Origin of the sequence: Paenibacillus sp. FSL K6-1318 (assembly GCF_037976905.1) — a bacterium.
GTDB classification, from domain to species: domain Bacteria; phylum Bacillota; class Bacilli; order Paenibacillales; family Paenibacillaceae; genus Paenibacillus; species Paenibacillus amylolyticus_A.
The window spans coordinates 422,445-438,915 of the sequence record NZ_CP150270.1 but is presented as its reverse complement, the minus strand read 5'-3'; the positions used below and the strand labels follow the sequence as shown (position 1 = coordinate 438,915).

Genomic DNA, 16,471 nt, shown 5'->3' with positions numbered 1-16,471 from the left:
ATTGAAAAGAACATTCAAAACTATTGTTGCAATGGATCTTTGACTACGATTTTGCCGGATACGATATCATCGTTGATTGCTTTAACTTGGTCGATCACTTCTTGTCCAACAAAAGCATTCAGCGGAGATTCGCTATCACGAGTAACGTAAGTCAGGCCTACACCGTCTTCTTTCAAACCGTAGTTAACAGCGCCTGCTTTGAAGTTGCCTTCTACGAAATCTTTCACGGTCTCATAAGCAACTGTATCGGTTGATTTCAATTGAGACAATACGATATGCTCCGGGTCTTCAACTGTGCGGTCCGTATCTTGACCTGAAGTGTAGAAGCCTTTTTCTTTGGCTGCTTCGAACACGCCGAGATCACCTACAGCGGATGCGCCAGCGATGAAGTCAGCGCCTTTGCCGAATTGTACCAGTGCCAATTCTTTTGCTTTGGCCGGGTCATTAAATCCACCTACATAGTTCACGAGGAATTCTGCGTCTGGATTCACGGATTCCAATCCTGCTTTGAAACCTTCCGTATATTTCTTGATCAATGGTACATCCATTGCTGCGATCATGCCGACTTTATCTGTTTTGGTGGACAATCCAGCAGCTGCACCAAGCAGATACGCCCCTTCATATTCACGGAAACCAACGCTACGTACGTTAGGCAGATCCACTGTTGTATCTACAATTGCAAAGGACTTGTCCGGATTTTCTGCAGCAACTTTCTTCAATGCATCTTCTGCCTGGAAAGTGGCTGTAATAATCAGATCATAATTCTCGGCAACCGCAGCACGCAGATTTTGTTCAAATGCTGCCGGGTCTGTCGATTCAATCGTCTTGGTATCTACTTTGAATTCTTCGCCTGCTTTTTTGAAGCCTTCATCCATCTGTACAAAGAAAGGGTTAACCCCTATTTTTTCGGGAAGTACGAGGGCCATCCGAAGAGATTTCTCCGAATCACTGCCTTGGGCGGATTGTTCGTCTTTGGAAGCCGAATTCCCACAAGCTGCCAACAAAATAGCCAACATGATGATCGATAAGACGAACGATAAACCTCTTTTCATTTTGAAAATACCCCTTTTCAACATTCTTTTTTCTTATCCTAGCGGATACTGTCGATCCTTGTCAATAAATCTTTGAGCGTATACACTCAATTAGAATATAATTGACGATTTGCTTTCTTCCAACCTCTGGAAAGCGCTCTGTATCAAGCTTTTTTTTCGTTGACATCCAGCGCGTCTCCGTGCTAAAGTCAATCCAATTATTCTATTCATATAGGATTTGTCAGAATTATAACGCAAAGCTGATTATTTTCCAACCCATTTTAAGGAGGCTATTCATTTGAAAAAAATCACCCAGATCACACTGGCGGCCCTGCTCGCCGCTCCGGTAACACTCGGCAGCCTAAGCTTGCCCGCTTCTGCTTCTGCAGCATCTGCAACTCCGGCTAAACCAACCACCTCACAAAGTGTCAAAGGACCGGTAGCCCAGGCTCCTGTTGCTTATACGGAAAGCGCAGCGGATTTTGCTCAATTCTTGCAAGCGAAATACAGCATTCAATTGCCGCAACAGATTACCAAAGGTGATTTCATTCAAGCCATTGCAGCCATCACGACAGCAGCTCAAGCAAGCGACAGTGCAGCTGAGGCTCCAGCCTTTACCGATCTAGCCTCTGGTGATTCTTCCTATGATGCTGCCGTATCCTTATACAATAAGGGGGTTCTTACAGGTACAGAAGTACGTGCCAAGGATCAACTGAGCGCCTATGCAGCTGTCTTCATCGCGGTAAAAGCAGCTGGATTCAAGGAACTCGCCTATACATATCCTGCTGAGAAAACAGCCAAAGCACTTGCCAAGGTGGGCATTAGCCCAAACCGTGTTCAGGGACAAGCCGCACAGGAACTGGCTGCAGCGATTGATACAGGTCTAATTCCCGAAAGCCTGTACCCTGCTCTTCTTAAGGGTGGCGTAGCAAGTAAAGATTTCTCTAATACGTTGCTTGGACGCGTTCTGATCAGCCAAGGAAAATATAAACACGAGATTGGACGTTCCGGTGATGCAGACATCTACTCCAAACTGTATGCTGCATATCGCACAGCGGATCTGATCGAGTCACCTGAACTGAGAAAAATTGTGGATCAGGCCCTGCGAGATGATCTCGTCACAGGTTACAACCTAAAGGATAGCCGCTTTGATTCCAACTTTATCGATGAGCTGACACTTACTTACGGCCACGATAATATCCAACACGCTGTACAATTGATTGGTTTGCTGCGTAGCGAAGGTATTGATGCTGATGTACAATTCCAGCCGAAGACATCTGCCTTCATTTATTTGAAGGAATGGGGCGAGCCGAAAGAAACGCCTGACTATAAAGTGACACAGATCGAGAATGGCAACTATATTGCCTCTGCGAAGGAATATGACATTCAATTCGAGTTCAACAATGCGGCAGACAAAGTTCGCTTCAACGACATTGTTCTTAAATATGCCAAGAAGAACAGCGATAGCACATCTCCACTGATTCTCAGCTCCTGGTGGCAGCCGCTGTATTATTCACCAACTGCTTTGGCGAACTATCCGGTCATTTCCAATAATAAGATTGCGCTTGGCAATTACTATGCTCAGTCCTTCTCTCTGAAAGAGAATGCCAAAGCCATTCGTGAAGGCTTCCTGAAGCTGGCACCTGATGCGGATATTACGACGTATGACTTCTGGGTGGATCAGCCTTTCTTCAACTATCTGAACGGTGGATCTGAATAAAATAAATTCCGTCTTCAACCGAATTTAAAGCTCGTATTTTGGCATCATAAGTAGCCGTCTTTACCGAATTTCACAAGGGTTTCGACCTATGGATTCGTAAAGACGGTTTTTTGTTCAGCATTTTGCAAATTTCTTCTAGAAAATCATTTTTCTCATGCAGGAATTACCAATATAAGGTCGAATCCTATATGTACATAAACACGCAATTACATTGCATATCTCCGCACGAACAGGAGTTACTCATGGTATATGACGGTATTCTACTCGGCTTGATCGTTGGATTTTTACGGGGCGGGTTGCGACATGGGCTCAACCAGTTTGCAGCACTCAAGCTACGAAGTGGTTGGATTTTCCCTGTATTGCTACTTATCCAGTTCTTTATTTTCTATTTGCAGGAACGATTCGAATGGGTGGCTTCCATTAATGGTTACCTCTTTGCTGCCGTCTACATTACAGGGCTCGCATTTCTGTGGCTCAACAGGCATCATACCGGTTTCATGCTCATCTGGATTGGGGTGTTTCTCAATTTTGCCGTGATGGCTGTCAACGGTGGGCGCATGCCGGTTTCTGTGGAAGCTTCCGCTGTGTTGGGACCGTATTATGTAGACATGCTTCGGGAAGGCGGAGCCGTATCGAAGCATTTCATGATGGATGCGTCTACACACCTGCCTTTTCTCGGTGATATCATCCCACTGTCCAGCCCTTATCCACGGACTCAGGTGATTAGCATCGGTGATGTGGTCATGAACGTTGGCATATTCCTATTTATCCAGTACATGATGGTGAGTCGGGACAAAAAGGCTGTGCAACCGGCTAAAACTCATCAGGCTTGAAGAAGATCAGTCAGACTCCAAGGAAGGGAGGTCTTCTCCATGAAAAAATTTGAAGGTGTGAAATATTCCCGCATTGTCATCAACGCAATCATCGTGGCTTCTGTCGTTGTGGCATTAACTTCGGGATACAAGCTGGGCGGCTAGTATCCATACCGCCAAACAAGACAAACAGGCTGCCCGCGGCCTGTTTTTTCTTTCTGGATTTTTGGTAGTCAACTTGATATGTTATACATCTATATAGTATACCTCTATACCAGCGCACCAATTATATATTGAACTGAACATTTACACTAGAACGGAGAGGACAGAAATAACCTGAAGAAGCGGAGCGTTCGCCTTTATCCCGGGATTTTACCTTTTGGAAAAAAAATCAAAAAATCTGGGGATAACAGCGATCGGAAGGTTGTTCTGTCATCGAAGTGTAAGTGTTAATACCTATCAGCTCAATTTATATACACATCAAGAGTAGACTAAACCCAAGCAGGAGATTTTTTATGAACTTTATTCGTAACCTTATCCATAAGGCAGATCGAAGCAGTCTGTATGTTATTTTGCTTAGCTGCACCGGTATCGGTGTTTTTCTGTACATGAACAAGTGGTCTTATCTTCATCTATCCACGTCAGATTGGGTTATGGTCTACACCATGCTGGGTGCGGCGTTGATTCTGGATTATTTCACGTTCCAGATTCCACCCAAAGGCAATCAGCAATCCATGGACTCATCGGTGTACCTTGCCTGTATATTCATGTTTGGCGGAGCGTTCAGTCTGTCCGTGCTGCTACCTGTCTCCATCATCCTGCTCATCAAAGAGCGCAAGCTCACCTGGTGGAAACACATTGTCAACTTCAGCATCTACAGTCTCATGATTACAGGAGCAGCTGCCGTGTTTGAATGGACGGGTGGTCAATCGGGAACGTTGAATGGGTATAACCTGTTTCCTTATTTCGCAGCGCTCGCAGCCTACTTCATTATTAACACGATCACGCTCGGCTTGTTCTTTCATTTCTCCACGAAGGATGCATTACAGCAGATGAAGCGGGCATTCGTTACCGAATCCTTGCTGGTTTATCTGTGTACGCTGATTCTGGCGCTTGTCCTGACAATTTTGGTTGTGCACAATGGCGTACTGGGCCTGTTATTGTATCTGAGTCTCAGCATTCTGCTCTCCCACGCATTCAAGCAATTGTTTGTGATGTATCAAACGATTGAGGAAAAGGCCAACACTGATCAACGCACAGGCTTGTTCAACCATAGTTATTTCGAAAGCATGTTAGAAAGTGAACTGACTAACGCCCGTACGCAGGGAACCCCGCTCTGTCTGGGACTATTAGATATCGATGATTTCAAAAAGTATAATGACCGGTTTGGTCACCTTCAAGGTGACAGCCTGCTGGCTCTGCTTGGAGATTTTCTGATGCGAAAGACGGAAGGTACACCTGTTACCGCATTTCGTTATGGCGGGGAAGAGTTCACGTTGCTCATGCCAGGCATGGAGTTGGACGAATCCTACAAGTTCATGAACAAGCTGCGAAAGCAACTGAATGATACGCCGTTTGAAGGCGTTGAAGTGTTTCCGCACGGTTGCCTCTCCTTCTCGGGCGGCGTCGCTCCCTATCAGGTGGATATGTATAACAAATCCCAGCTCGTGGATCAGGCCGATAAAGCACTGTATTATGCGAAGAAACAAGGCAAGAACAACGTGCACCGTCACGGCAGCAATGATGGCATGGAGCACGAGATTGATCTGGTACAGGATGTTCGTGACATCGAGCAGCAGCTCAATCTGTTCAGATACAAGGATATGGATACGTTCAAACATTCCAAACGGGTTTATAAATACGCACTGGATATCAGTGAATTGCTCAAGCTGGACAATGCGGAGAAACGGCGTTTCGTGCTGGGGGCATTAATTCATGACATCGGCAAACTGGAGATTCCCTGGTCCATTCTGAACAAGAAGGACAAGCTCACCGCAGAAGAATGGGAAACAATCAAAGGGCATGTCACTTGGGGCAAAAAAATGGTGATCACGAACGATCGCTTCGCCGATCTGATTCCGTATATTGAACTGCATCACGAGCGCTATGATGGCAAGGGCTATCCTTATGGTCTGAAGGGTAACGAGATTCCCCGGCTGTGCCGGATGTTGACCGTGATCGACTCCTTTGATGCCATGACGACAGAGCGCCCGTATCAGGAGACGAAGAATGTGGAGGAAGCCATTCGGGAGCTACGCGCATGTTCGGGATCACAGTTCGATCCGGAGCTTGCCGAGTTGTTCATTCGATATATTGAGAAAAGAACCGCTCAGCAACAGTTGCTGTAAGTTAAACGAAGCTTCTTCTATATTCCCTTAAAAAGTCAAAGCGCTATCCCCGGTCTGATCGGAGATAGCGCCATTTTCATTTTCATGGAATGAATCGTACACCAGACAACTTCATTCTCGTGCAGATTCTACATTAAGATTTGGTATTCATCTCATGTGAGGTCTGATGCAGCTCTTTAATCATCTGCTGCAAAAACATGTTGTCTTGGCGACTGATACCGTGCTGATTGTCTTGAACAAGCATCTGATGAATGTTCTTTTTGAGCAATTCACTGCGACGTTCCAATACTTCTTGACTCATGTTGTTGCGTCACTCCTTAACATGTTTTGTAATGAATTCACGTTCTATATTAAGTATAGAGGACCTTCTCCGATAGGGAAAACGGACTCAGCCTTCCTCAGCTGGATACACCAACCCTCACCTAGCGTGACAACATTTCACCCCTTGTCATTCTTAGATATCCTTCTAAATACTCCCTGATCCTCCCCAGGTTTCTCCAAAGACACAGACTAGGGTCTTGGACAAGCTTGCGTTATAATGGTCCCATCCCTGCATAATTAAAGTACGTTATTCAGCTAATCCTAGATCAAAGGAGTTCTGCATTCATGTCCTATAAACAAATCAAATGGATGATTCTGCTGATCCCCACATTCACAGTAGGCATCTGGGAATATATTCGCCATCAGTTCCTGATGCCGTACCTTTCGATGGATGCCGGAAACTGGCTAACGCCCGTCATCGTTTACCTCGTCAGCGTGACTCTGCTCAGCAGATTATTCCGCATGCTTGAAGGTGCCAGGGCTGCTCTGGAGCAAGAACGTGCTGCCAAAGCCGCACTGGAAGCCCGCGATCAATTGGCCAGAGAGCTTCACGACGGCATATCCCAGTCCCTTTTTCTGCTGTCGGTCAAAACGGATAAAGCGGGCCGTAGTCTGGCCGGAAGCGGGCATGAGCATGAGATCCAGGAGATTCAAAAAACGGTGCATGAAGTCAATACATACGTGAGGCAAGCCATTGCCCAGTTGCGTTATGTTCCCTCCTCTACGGTGGCACCCGAGATTATCTCACTACATGCGCAGGTTGAAGTGCTCGTCAAGGAGACAGTACCTGGCGCACAGATTCACTGGGATCTAAGCGGTGTAACGTTCACTGCCAAGGAGCAAGTGGAACTGCTGGCCTGTATCCGGGAGGGTTTACTAAATGTACGCAAACATGCGCAGGCTACCCGCGTACAGATTCACGCGGAGGGTAACCCGATTGCCTGGTTCATTTATATTCAGGATAATGGGAATGGACTAAGTGGAGATCCTCTTCATCTGAAGGATCGGTACGGACTGCGAATTACGAAGGAGCGTGCTGCCGAGATGGGTTGGTCTTTTACCCTCGATTCAAGACCGGGGCATACACGAATGACGATTGGAAAGGAGCATGCCTAACATGGAACATGTACGTGTATTGGTTGTTGACGATCATGCGCATGCGCGTGAAGCGATTTGTAGCATTTTATCCGAGGATAGTCTGTTTGAAGTGATTGGTACAGCTTCGAATGGACAGGAAGCGCTGGAGCTCACCGGACAATGGATGCCTGACCTGATCCTGATGGACGTGCAGATGCCTGACATGGATGGGCTGGAAGCTACCCGTCAGATCAAGCTACGCTTTCCCTATGTTATTATCGTGATGGTCACGGTATCGGATGATGTGAGCTTTCTGTTCGAAGCACTGAAACAAGGAGCTCAAGGGTATTTGCTGAAAAATCTAACGCCTTCCACCTGGCTGGAGTACCTGCGCGCCATCGTCAGTGACGATGCACCACTCAGCAAGGAACTGGCCTATCGGATTTTGCAGGAATTCCCGGCACCACGCAGTGAAGATGTGCAAGATAACCCGCTAACGGCACGGGAGCTTGAGATATTGCAATGGGTATCCGCAGGATATACCAATCGGGAGATCGCCGATCAGCTCGGCATTTCCGACCAGACGGTGAAGAATCATTTGAAAAACATTTTGCAGAAGTTACAGCTTGAAAATCGGGTACAACTCACCCGCTATGCACTAGAGAGCGGGCTTGCGGGCCGCAAGCTTCGCAAATAAACTCGCTGCTTCGAAATGGAATGCATAGGTGCGGAATGTCATAGCATTCATGCTTTTGTCACAATTATGCAGACCAAATCGTTTTTTTATAGCCCAATGTAGTCATACGCAGTCATTTTGGACAAAGTTATAATGGGTTAGATTGTGTTTAAAGGCCATGTGTGACTATAAATCTATAACCTGAGGGTGATGATTTTTTGATTTTTACAAGCTTTACCCTGAAATGGGGCAAACGGCACTGGGCATTAGTCACCTGCCTGATGCTCGTGTGCTGCCTTGTTATGCCACAGTGGGCATCTGCCCATGCTTATATTGTTAAGGCTTCGCCTGGAGAGAACGAGATACTCGTAACTGCTCCGGAGCGGCTGACGCTGGAGTTTAACGAATCCTTGCAGACGGCCTTTTATGATATCAAAATTACCGGACCTGACGGCACTCAGGCAGACGATGGAAAGGTGCAGATTGATGCGGAGCGCCCTCATATTCTGGAGACTGGCCTGCAGACCGGACTTGGCAACGGAACATATGCCGTCAACTGGAAGGCTGTATCTGCCGATGGGCATCCGATTCAGGGAGTGTATGTTTTCCATATCGGTGAACCTTCCGGATCGCCTGTCGGGCTGAGTGATCTTACATCCGGTTCCGGTTCAACAGGTGGACCGCTGAAATGGATCGTATCCCTAACCGACTGGATTCAGTATCTCGGACTTTCTGTCATTCTGGGTACACTCGCGTTCATGTTGCTGCGGATCGCTCCGACTTCCATGACAAGAGAACCTATGGACGTTCCGGGGAGCTACAGAATGCTGTGGATCAGCTATGCTGCCGCTTCTTTTGCCGCTCTCGTCAGCCTGCCACTGAACACGTTATACGAATCTGGCGTGGCGCTGGGTGAGCTGAGTTGGGGACTGATCGGAAGTGCGCTCAAGCTGACATCCTTTGGCCAGATCTGGATGGTACAGATGTTGATTGTGATGCTGCTGGCAGTCACCATTCTATCTGGATATGATCGGGATCGCTCCATCCGTGTGCGCATCTGGTCCTCCTATGGCTCACTTGTGCTCGTGCTCGGCTGGTTGTTCACACATGCCATGACAGGACACCCGGCTGCTGCCGATCAACGCGGACTCGCCATTACCATGGATTTCGTGCATCTGATCGGTGCCGCTTTCTGGATTGGCGCACTGACGGCCATGGCGATATGTCTGCCTCCACTGGCGGATAAGCTGCCATCGAAGGTTCGAGGAGAAGTATACTGGGTTGCCATTCGCAGGTTTACCGCATGGGGGATTGGCGCCGTAGCCGCTCTGGTCGCTACAGGAATATATAGCAGTCTCATTATTCTGCCTGCACCCGTGCTGACCTCCTTGTTCACTACAGCCTATGGTCTTGTTCTGATCGGCAAGATTGTCCTGCTAATTGTGATGCTTGTCTTCGCATGGCGTCATGCCAGACTGGCAAGAGCAGCAACGGGAAGCAGATTATCCGGTAGCCTGAAAGCCGAACTTGCCACCGGCGCTGTAATTCTCGCTCTCGCTGCCGTGTTGACCCACCTGTCTCCAGGGCAACCAGCAGCGGTCGGACCGTATCAGGAGACGAAGACTACAGAAGATGGCTCAGCGATCACACTTCAGGTGAGTCCCAATGTAACGGGAGAGAACCAATTTGAAGTGGACGTCAAAGGTGCAGATGGCAGTATCGTCCATGATCTGGAACAGATCACACTGTCACTCACACATCTGGACATGGATATGGGGATCTATGAGATTACCATTCCGAAAAATGACACCGGTGTGTACAAGGCTGAAGATTACATCTCCATGCCTGGACGTTGGAATATCAAGGTACATCTCCTGACCAAATCGTTGGATGCACTGGATGCCGAATTTGAGATCGACACCGCCAAGCCGTAGTTACACAACGATCAAATTGAATCATATATGATAAGAACTGAGAGGGGTTATTTATTTTGAAGAAAACATCATGGATTTCCAAACTAACATCCACTATCGCAACAGGTACCGCAGCATTTATGCTATTCGCCGGATTTGCGAGCGCCCACGTTACCGTTAGCCCATCCGTTGCACAGACAAGCGCATGGCAGACGTACACGATTAAGATTCCATCCGAGAAGGAACTGCCTACGACCAAAATCACGATGAAAGTTCCGGAAGGTGTTGCATTCAAGCAATATCAACCACTGGCAGGCTGGAAAATCACCACCGAGAAGAACGATTCCAATGAAGTAACATCGATTACGTGGGAAATTGACGGCGATAACGAAGGAATCCTGGCAGGACAATTCCAACAGTTCAACTTCGTTGCACAGAACCCAACGGCTGAAGCTGAAGTGGCTTGGGATGCGTTCCAATACTACAGCGACGGCAGCATCGTAGAATGGACAGGCCAACCAAGTGACGCCAACCCGCACAGTATTACAACGATTAGCGAAGATCCAGCTGCTGCTGGTAATGCTGCGGCAGGTGGAGGTCATGCCAACGATGGACATGATAGTGCAGGTACAGAAGGAGCCGCTGGGGATAATGCAGCTACCGACGATAGCAAAGCAAACGATGACACCACACTGGGCGATGCACTCAATGACACCGTTACAGGTGAGCCGAACAACACGGATACAGATCCGGGTACGCTGAAGCTTCAACAAGCAACATTGATCGTATCCATTCTGGCCCTGATCTTGTCCTTCTTGGGGATCGCGTTGGCTACACGTCGCAAAAAACGTTAAGAACTAACGTTAAGTTCACGATAACTTGAGACAAATTCAGATAACTAAAAAGCCTATGGCATACGGGATCAAACCCGGTGTGCTATAGGCTTTTATTGGCTATCTGCAATTCTTTGTTTGGCTACCCATATTCATTTCACTCCATGGGTTATGCACTCGATCATGCCGCTCCAGGATCACACTCATCTTACCGCTGATTGCCATCCGCAATATGGCAATAGCCTTACCACTCTTTAGCGTTGCTGATCCGTCTGGATCATAATCTCAATGTATTGCAGCAAGCTTTTCTTCTGCTGTTCAATGGATTGAATGCGTCTGGACAGGCCCGCAAAAAACTCTTCAATCTGCTGCCTTGTATGATCTGCAGACTGCCCTTTCCAATCGTTTAGGCGACTGTATAGTGCCCTCGCTTCCTGTTCATCGGCTTGCAGACGGGCAAGCAGCTGTGTCAGTTCTTTTTCCGCAATCCGAAGATCATTCAATTCCACCAGCAATTGTCCACCCACTCGCGTTCCCCTCCCCCTATGTACGTGATATCAACGCTAACCTAGGAATCCTAATTAAAATGAACCGGACTCTCGTCCGCCTGCCGGAAGGCATCCGCCTTCTCATCGATAAAGTTCAGGAACTGGCTGGTGTGTTTCATATGCCATGTGCCAAGCTCATGAATGGACGCATCCAATTGGGTGACAATTGGCTCCAGTCTGCGACTGCGGCTCGTATGCAGGTATTGAGCCATTCGGCTTCGGACCTGATTCAGCTCCGCATTACATTGCTGTGCATTTTGCTTCCACCGGGATGCGACACTCTTCAGTTCTTCCGGCGTTACCTGAATCAGACCGGAAACTCCTCCCACGGCGCCCACACCTGCAACCATCTTACTGGTCTGCACTCCAAAACTACGCATAATATCTGCAAGCTCCGTCATGATATTGGAAGGCTCACGAGGCGTTTTATTGATTTTTTCACCCGTGGTAGGGTCGTACAGCTCATTGGAAATATAACCATTCTCAAACTGATACTGCTTCAGGTCGTGGTATTCCTTTCCACCAAAGGTGTTATTGATCTTATCCAACATGCTCATGCTGCCGTTCATGTCTTCATAATTGGAGTTGATGTAATACATGGAACCAACATGGCGATCATAGCCACCAAAGAATCCACTGGCAACAAAGTCACCCGGGTGACCGAAATTTGTGATCTGACTATCGAATCCGCCCTCTTCTGCCTTACGTTTCAGTGATGGAGTCAAGCTGGATATGACAGATGGCGCACTGAAGGTTACTGCCGTCATTCCCGTATGCGCTGCTGCATACTGGGCATTTCCGCCGCCTAGCGAATGACCGGTCAAGGAGAAGTCCAAATTCTTGTATTTGTTCTGCATATCCTTTGCGTAGTCTTCTGCTTCATACATTTGATTCGGAAAAGGATTCAACTTTTTATCAAGCTGTCGATCAAGCTCACCCACTGCATTATCCAAATGGGTCAGTCCGGTGACGTCTTTTACCTTTTGAATGCCACCTGATAACCAATCGGGTGTGAAATCGGTAGACTGTTCAATTTTTCTGCCCAGTTCCGGGATCGCAATCTGACCATCCGCCAGAAAATCAAGCCCTTTACGATCCCATCCGGCACTTCCTTCCGTTCCCCGGTAAGAAATGACCGCCTGATCCGTTTCCGGATTGTAAAAAGTTACAGCATCAAACCCGGAATAACCATTGCCATGCGTATCCTCAAGCACTTGCCATCCTGGTAGATTCGCATATTCGGTGCCTGCTTTAGCATTTTCGTAAGCCAGTTCCGACATCAGTCGGTATGTTTCATCATCAATTCGTGGTGTATCGCTCATGTTATGTTCACCTCCAAAGAATCAGTACAATCTACTTGGCAAAAGGATCATAGCCCTTCGCAATAATGGCTGCTTTGATCGCAGGACTCATACCAAAATTTTTGATTTTCTTATCGGTATAATCATATGAAATGGTAAACTCTTGTTCTTCTTGCTCGACCACGTGCCCTTCCATCGCAATAGAATCAAGTGCCATTTCGGGCAATAACTCCTTGCTGGTAATAACAACATTCAGCTCATACTTGTCTTTGAAATAGTTTACTGCTTTTGTCTCTGCTTCCTGAAAAAGTGCCTGTTTCTCGCTTTCCTTCATGTTCTGACAACCTCCCAAAATAAAGATAGCTAGCGCAATTAAAAAGAATACACCTACCCTTTTTTGTATTGGCCCCATACCCATCACCTTCTTCTTATGATTTCAATGTATATGTGCACCCATAGAATCAGGAATATCCACTCATTCATGCCTTTACCTTGTGTTACCTGAATCATAGTACAAAATCAACATCGCCACATCGGCTGAGAGCATCGTTTTTATGTATCTTTCTTCCTAAATGATTCATACGCGTGTTCGCGTGTATATTACCCGATTTCCTGAATTTTGCATCATAATTCTATAGAGTATTGTGCTTTTTCCGATTCACGACAAAAAGAGCCTGCTCTTCGATAGAGCGGCCCTTTTTATGCCATGTTGAACTATTATGCCAATGCCATCTGTAGCGCAGTCAGCGCAATCCCGATAACAAATCCGGTAACGGCTCCGTTGATCCGAATCCATTGCAGATCCTGTCCAACCTTATCCTCAATCATCGAAACCAAAGTGGCATTGTCCATTTTGTCCACATTTTCGCGTACCAGTTTACCGATTTTGGAATGATTTTTCTCCAGCAGTGTTGTGACGCCATTTACGATCTTGGCATTCATGCCTGTCATCAACTCGTCATCTGCCCGCAGATCAACCAATACCCGCTCAATGGCAGGCAGTGCATACGTATCTACATACTGTCCATCTTCCATCGCAGCGAGCGCCTTGTCTCTCAGTTCGGTGAGTTTGTTCAGCACGGTCTCCTCTGCGTTCCAGCCCTCCAGCATATTGTTCTTCCAGCTGTTGATTCCATCTTGCATAGCCTCGCTCATTGCCAAACGCACCGTCTGGGTACGTACCATATCAAGCACCTTGTACCTTAGCGCGCTGCCTTCACGTTTCATATCCTCTACCCGATCGAAGAGATATCCTTGCAAAATGCCACCCAGACGCTCCTCGTTCATATAACCAAGGAACGCATTCATCGCAAACTGCATCAACCCGTTCATCTGAATGCCGCTGATGGCTTTCATGCCGCTTTCACCCAAGAACATGATCGTCTCGGGCTTAACGAGCCATTCCTCGGCTTGCTTCAGTCCATAGTCCAACGCTTTGGCGTCATAACCGCGCTCCGTCATCTGGTGGGCAGCCCGTTCCAGAATCGGCCCCAGATCAAAGGCGCCCGCCTGTGACTTGATCTCACGCGCTACAAGGGGAGCAATCTGCTCTAACGGCAGACCCGCCAGAATTCGTTTGCAGAGCGTATCAATCATGATCTTGATCCCGTCACTGTGAAGCTCACGTGTCAACGTATCGAGCACCGTCTCTGCTGCTTTGAAATCTGCAATTTTCTCGGTAATGCTGTCTTTGTTGAGCAAGTTATTCTCTACTGCGGAGACCAGACCTTCCGTCATTTTATCGCGATTTTTCGGCAGCAATGCCGTATGCGGAATTGGAATGCCGAGCGGGTGACGGAATAGCGCCGTAACTGCGAACCAGTCCGCCAGTCCACCCACGAGTCCCGCTTCAAATGATCCTACCAGCAACTTGCCCACGGGAACGCCTTGGAAAGGCAAGGATGCAGCAAATCCTGCTCCCATCACCACGAGAGACCAGGCTGCTGCTTTTTTGGTTTGTTTAGGTTTAGCCATTGTATTCTTGCTCCTTTATCGTTAATCGTACGGCCCGGCCTGTACCCGATTCCGCACTTCTTCGTTTCTTATGTCGGCATCTTGCATAATTCGATTCTAAACGCTCACGGGTACAAGATATAGACGAACAGGATCATTTCGATCTATATCTTGCTGATTGGAAGACGCTCATGGGATTTATGCAAAATGCTTATGTAAACTCTCCAATAGCAAAATTTCGACTTCCATATATCGTATACTTCATCTTATCACCCACAAGCGTCAAAACCAAACCTCTGGTTGAAGAAAAAGGATAATCACGACGTTTACTTCGCAAGATGAATCCGTGTTCTTTTCCAATACAAGGAAGTTTTTAGTATAATCAATTACGACGGCTCTTCAATATCGATTGGCCGCGGAACAGCAGGGTAATTACATAGTGGAACCATGGATCAATAAGAGGAGGAATTTCGGACCATGAAACACGTGCAGGACACAACCACGCTCTACAACGGAGTCAAAATGCCATGGCTGGGTTTTGGCGTATTCAAAGTTAAAGACGGAGACGAAGTCGTTCACGCTGTCAAAACGGCCATTCAAGCCGGGTATCGCAGTATCGACACAGCCAAAGCGTATAACAACGAAACAGGTGTTGCTCAAGGTATTCGTGAATCCGGAGTAGCCCGTGAGGATCTGTTCATTACCACTAAAGTATGGAATAGTGATCAGGGATATGAATCCACACTCGCTGCCTTCGAAGCAAGCATGGAACGACTCGAACTGGAGTACCTGGATCTCTATCTTATTCACTGGCCCGTTAAAGGCAAGTACAAAGATACATGGCGAGCGCTGGAGAAACTCCATAAAGAAGGACGCATCCGCGCGATTGGCGTGAGCAATTTCCAGATTCACCATCTGGAAGACCTGATGATCGATGCCACGATCAAACCTGCGGTTAATCAGGTGGAGCTTCATCCGCTACTGATTCAAACCGAATTGCGGGAGTACTGCAACAAACATCAGATTCAGATCGAAGCCTGGTCTCCACTCGGACAAGGTCATCTGATGGATCATCCGTTGCTGAAGGACATCGCCGCCAAATACAGCAAGTCACCCGCACAAGTCATTCTGCGCTGGGATCTGCAGAACGGCATCGTGACGATACCAAAATCCGTTACGCCTGAGCGTATTCACGCGAATGCCGATCTCTATGATTTTGAATTAACTTCGGAAGAAGTAGAGCAGATTAACGGCCTGAACGAGAACAAACGCTTTGGTTCGGATCCAGACAACTTTAACTTCTAACTACATCATTCAAATAACTAAAAAATCCCGATTCGGATGCCTGAGCATCTCGGATCGGGATTTTCATTTCTCATATCAAGTATTTACTATTCGCCTTTGGATACCAGCTTGAAATCATCAAAGTGGAAACCTGGCGCTACCACGCAAGTTACCAGTACAGGCTCATCGCCCAGCGGGCGTGCTGTCTGCCATACACCAGCGGGAACGAGCACCTGTGGTGATTGTCCTGCAGCAATATCCATTCCCAGAACGAGAACTTCCTCGTTCTCCGGGTTCTCCCCATTGCCGCCCAGCTTCAGTTCAACCGGACTGCCGCTGTGCCACAGCCAAAGTTCATCGGACAGAACCGTATGCCACTCGGAGATTTCATGCGCATGTAGCAGGAAATACGTGGAACTTGCCGAGAATCGTGGGCCGGAGTATGTATCTGGCAGAACGGATTGTGGAATCTGATAGGATGCCTTCCATTCTTCCTTATACCAACCGCCTTCAACGTGAGGCTGCATATTGAGCGCAGCAACCAATGGCGATAATTCATGTGTCGTCATAACCTGTTTCCTTCCTTCCAAATTATAGTCGAGACACTCCTTAACCAGAGTTTTGCCTCTCTCTCCCTACTCTAAAACATCATTC

15 protein-coding genes are annotated in these 16,471 nt (G+C 47.4%); 8 read left to right on the top strand and 7 right to left on the bottom strand.

Annotated elements, in window-relative coordinates; genetic code table 11:
* Positions 1-20: 20 nt before the first annotated feature.
* Positions 21-1,052 carry a BMP family protein gene (locus NYE45_RS02115; RefSeq protein WP_145325689.1) on the bottom strand — a complete coding sequence of 344 codons (1,032 nt, stop codon included), beginning with the start codon at positions 1,050-1,052 and terminating at the stop codon, positions 21-23.
* 277 nt (positions 1,053-1,329) lie between these two features.
* Between NYE45_RS02115 and NYE45_RS02110 the strand changes: the two genes are divergently transcribed.
* From NYE45_RS02110 to NYE45_RS02100, 3 genes are all read left to right on the top strand, one after another.
* Complete coding sequence (locus NYE45_RS02110; RefSeq protein WP_340015367.1) at positions 1,330-2,751, top strand: hypothetical protein; 1,422 nt, start codon at positions 1,330-1,332, stop codon at positions 2,749-2,751.
* A 242-nt stretch (positions 2,752-2,993) separates the two neighbouring features.
* Positions 2,994-3,584: a DUF5317 domain-containing protein gene (locus tag NYE45_RS02105; RefSeq protein ID WP_340015366.1), complete on the top strand. Its 591-nt coding sequence runs from the start codon at positions 2,994-2,996 to the stop codon at positions 3,582-3,584.
* A gap of 494 nt (positions 3,585-4,078) precedes the next feature.
* Positions 4,079-5,911, top strand: a complete 1,833-nt coding sequence (locus tag NYE45_RS02100; RefSeq protein ID WP_340015365.1) for a diguanylate cyclase — start codon at positions 4,079-4,081, stop codon at positions 5,909-5,911.
* A 133-nt stretch (positions 5,912-6,044) separates the two neighbouring features.
* Here NYE45_RS02100 and NYE45_RS02095 read toward each other — a convergent pair whose 3' ends face one another.
* On the bottom strand, positions 6,045-6,212 hold the full coding sequence (locus NYE45_RS02095; RefSeq protein WP_167350943.1) for a hypothetical protein: 168 nt from the start codon (positions 6,210-6,212) through the stop codon (positions 6,045-6,047).
* A 305-nt stretch (positions 6,213-6,517) separates the two neighbouring features.
* Here NYE45_RS02095 and NYE45_RS02090 point away from each other — a divergent pair, with 305 nt between their 5' ends.
* The 4 genes from NYE45_RS02090 (at position 6,518) to NYE45_RS02075 (ending at position 10,752) form a co-directional block, all read left to right on the top strand.
* Complete coding sequence (locus NYE45_RS02090) at positions 6,518-7,348, top strand: histidine kinase (protein ID WP_340015364.1); 831 nt, start codon at positions 6,518-6,520, stop codon at positions 7,346-7,348.
* Between the two features lies 1 nt (position 7,349).
* Entirely contained in the window at positions 7,350-8,006 is a 657-nt protein-coding gene (locus NYE45_RS02085; protein ID WP_340015363.1) for a response regulator transcription factor, read from the top strand.
* Between the two features lie 197 nt (positions 8,007-8,203).
* Positions 8,204-9,919 (top strand): copper resistance protein CopC, encoded by a 1,716-nt coding sequence (locus tag NYE45_RS02080; protein ID WP_340015362.1) that lies wholly within the window; start codon positions 8,204-8,206, stop codon positions 9,917-9,919.
* A 56-nt stretch (positions 9,920-9,975) separates the two neighbouring features.
* Positions 9,976-10,752, top strand: a complete 777-nt coding sequence (locus NYE45_RS02075; RefSeq protein ID WP_062837184.1) for a YcnI family protein — start codon at positions 9,976-9,978, stop codon at positions 10,750-10,752.
* 233 nt (positions 10,753-10,985) lie between these two features.
* Here the strand turns inward: NYE45_RS02075 and NYE45_RS02070 are convergent, their stop codons facing one another.
* From NYE45_RS02070 to NYE45_RS02055, 4 genes are all read right to left on the bottom strand, one after another.
* Positions 10,986-11,258 carry a hypothetical protein gene (locus NYE45_RS02070; protein WP_264933465.1) on the bottom strand — a complete coding sequence of 91 codons (273 nt, stop codon included), beginning with the start codon at positions 11,256-11,258 and terminating at the stop codon, positions 10,986-10,988.
* A 50-nt stretch (positions 11,259-11,308) separates the two neighbouring features.
* Positions 11,309-12,601: a hypothetical protein gene (locus tag NYE45_RS02065; protein WP_340015361.1), complete on the bottom strand. Its 1,293-nt coding sequence runs from the start codon at positions 12,599-12,601 to the stop codon at positions 11,309-11,311.
* Between the two features lie 31 nt (positions 12,602-12,632).
* On the bottom strand, positions 12,633-12,914 hold the full coding sequence (locus NYE45_RS02060) for a hypothetical protein (RefSeq protein ID WP_264933461.1): 282 nt from the start codon (positions 12,912-12,914) through the stop codon (positions 12,633-12,635).
* A gap of 383 nt (positions 12,915-13,297) precedes the next feature.
* Complete coding sequence (locus NYE45_RS02055) at positions 13,298-14,554, bottom strand: DUF445 domain-containing protein (protein WP_036616660.1); 1,257 nt, start codon at positions 14,552-14,554, stop codon at positions 13,298-13,300.
* 456 nt (positions 14,555-15,010) lie between these two features.
* Between NYE45_RS02055 and NYE45_RS02050 the strand changes: the two genes are divergently transcribed.
* Positions 15,011-15,838, top strand: coding sequence for an aldo/keto reductase (locus NYE45_RS02050; RefSeq protein ID WP_339168201.1), 828 nt, complete (start codon positions 15,011-15,013; stop codon positions 15,836-15,838).
* A gap of 86 nt (positions 15,839-15,924) precedes the next feature.
* Here the strand turns inward: NYE45_RS02050 and NYE45_RS02045 are convergent, their stop codons facing one another.
* Entirely contained in the window at positions 15,925-16,386 is a 462-nt protein-coding gene (locus NYE45_RS02045) for a cupin domain-containing protein (protein WP_062837177.1), read from the bottom strand.
* Between the last annotated feature and the right edge of the window lie 85 nt (positions 16,387-16,471).

Excerpts from the sequence above, each read along its gene's own strand:
- NYE45_RS02095 (WP_167350943.1), bottom strand. The coding sequence starts at position 6,212 with ATGAGTCAAGAAGTATTGGAACGTCGCAGTGAATTGCTCAAAAAGAAC.
- NYE45_RS02085 (WP_340015363.1), top strand. The coding sequence starts at position 7,350 with ATGGAACATGTACGTGTATTGGTTGTTGACGATCATGCGCATGCGCGT.
- NYE45_RS02115 (WP_145325689.1), bottom strand. The coding sequence starts at position 1,052 with ATGAAAAGAGGTTTATCGTTCGTCTTATCGATCATCATGTTGGCTATT.
- NYE45_RS02065 (WP_340015361.1), bottom strand. The coding sequence starts at position 12,601 with ATGAGCGATACACCACGAATTGATGATGAAACATACCGACTGATGTCG.
- NYE45_RS02090 (WP_340015364.1), top strand. The coding sequence starts at position 6,518 with ATGTCCTATAAACAAATCAAATGGATGATTCTGCTGATCCCCACATTC.
- NYE45_RS02045 (WP_062837177.1), bottom strand. The coding sequence starts at position 16,386 with ATGACGACACATGAATTATCGCCATTGGTTGCTGCGCTCAATATGCAG.
- NYE45_RS02060 (WP_264933461.1), bottom strand. The coding sequence starts at position 12,914 with ATGAAGGAAAGCGAGAAACAGGCACTTTTTCAGGAAGCAGAGACAAAA.
- NYE45_RS02100 (WP_340015365.1), top strand. The coding sequence starts at position 4,079 with ATGAACTTTATTCGTAACCTTATCCATAAGGCAGATCGAAGCAGTCTG.
- NYE45_RS02055 (WP_036616660.1), bottom strand. The coding sequence starts at position 14,554 with ATGGCTAAACCTAAACAAACCAAAAAAGCAGCAGCCTGGTCTCTCGTG.
- NYE45_RS02105 (WP_340015366.1), top strand. The coding sequence starts at position 2,994 with ATGGTATATGACGGTATTCTACTCGGCTTGATCGTTGGATTTTTACGG.
- NYE45_RS02050 (WP_339168201.1), top strand. The coding sequence starts at position 15,011 with ATGAAACACGTGCAGGACACAACCACGCTCTACAACGGAGTCAAAATG.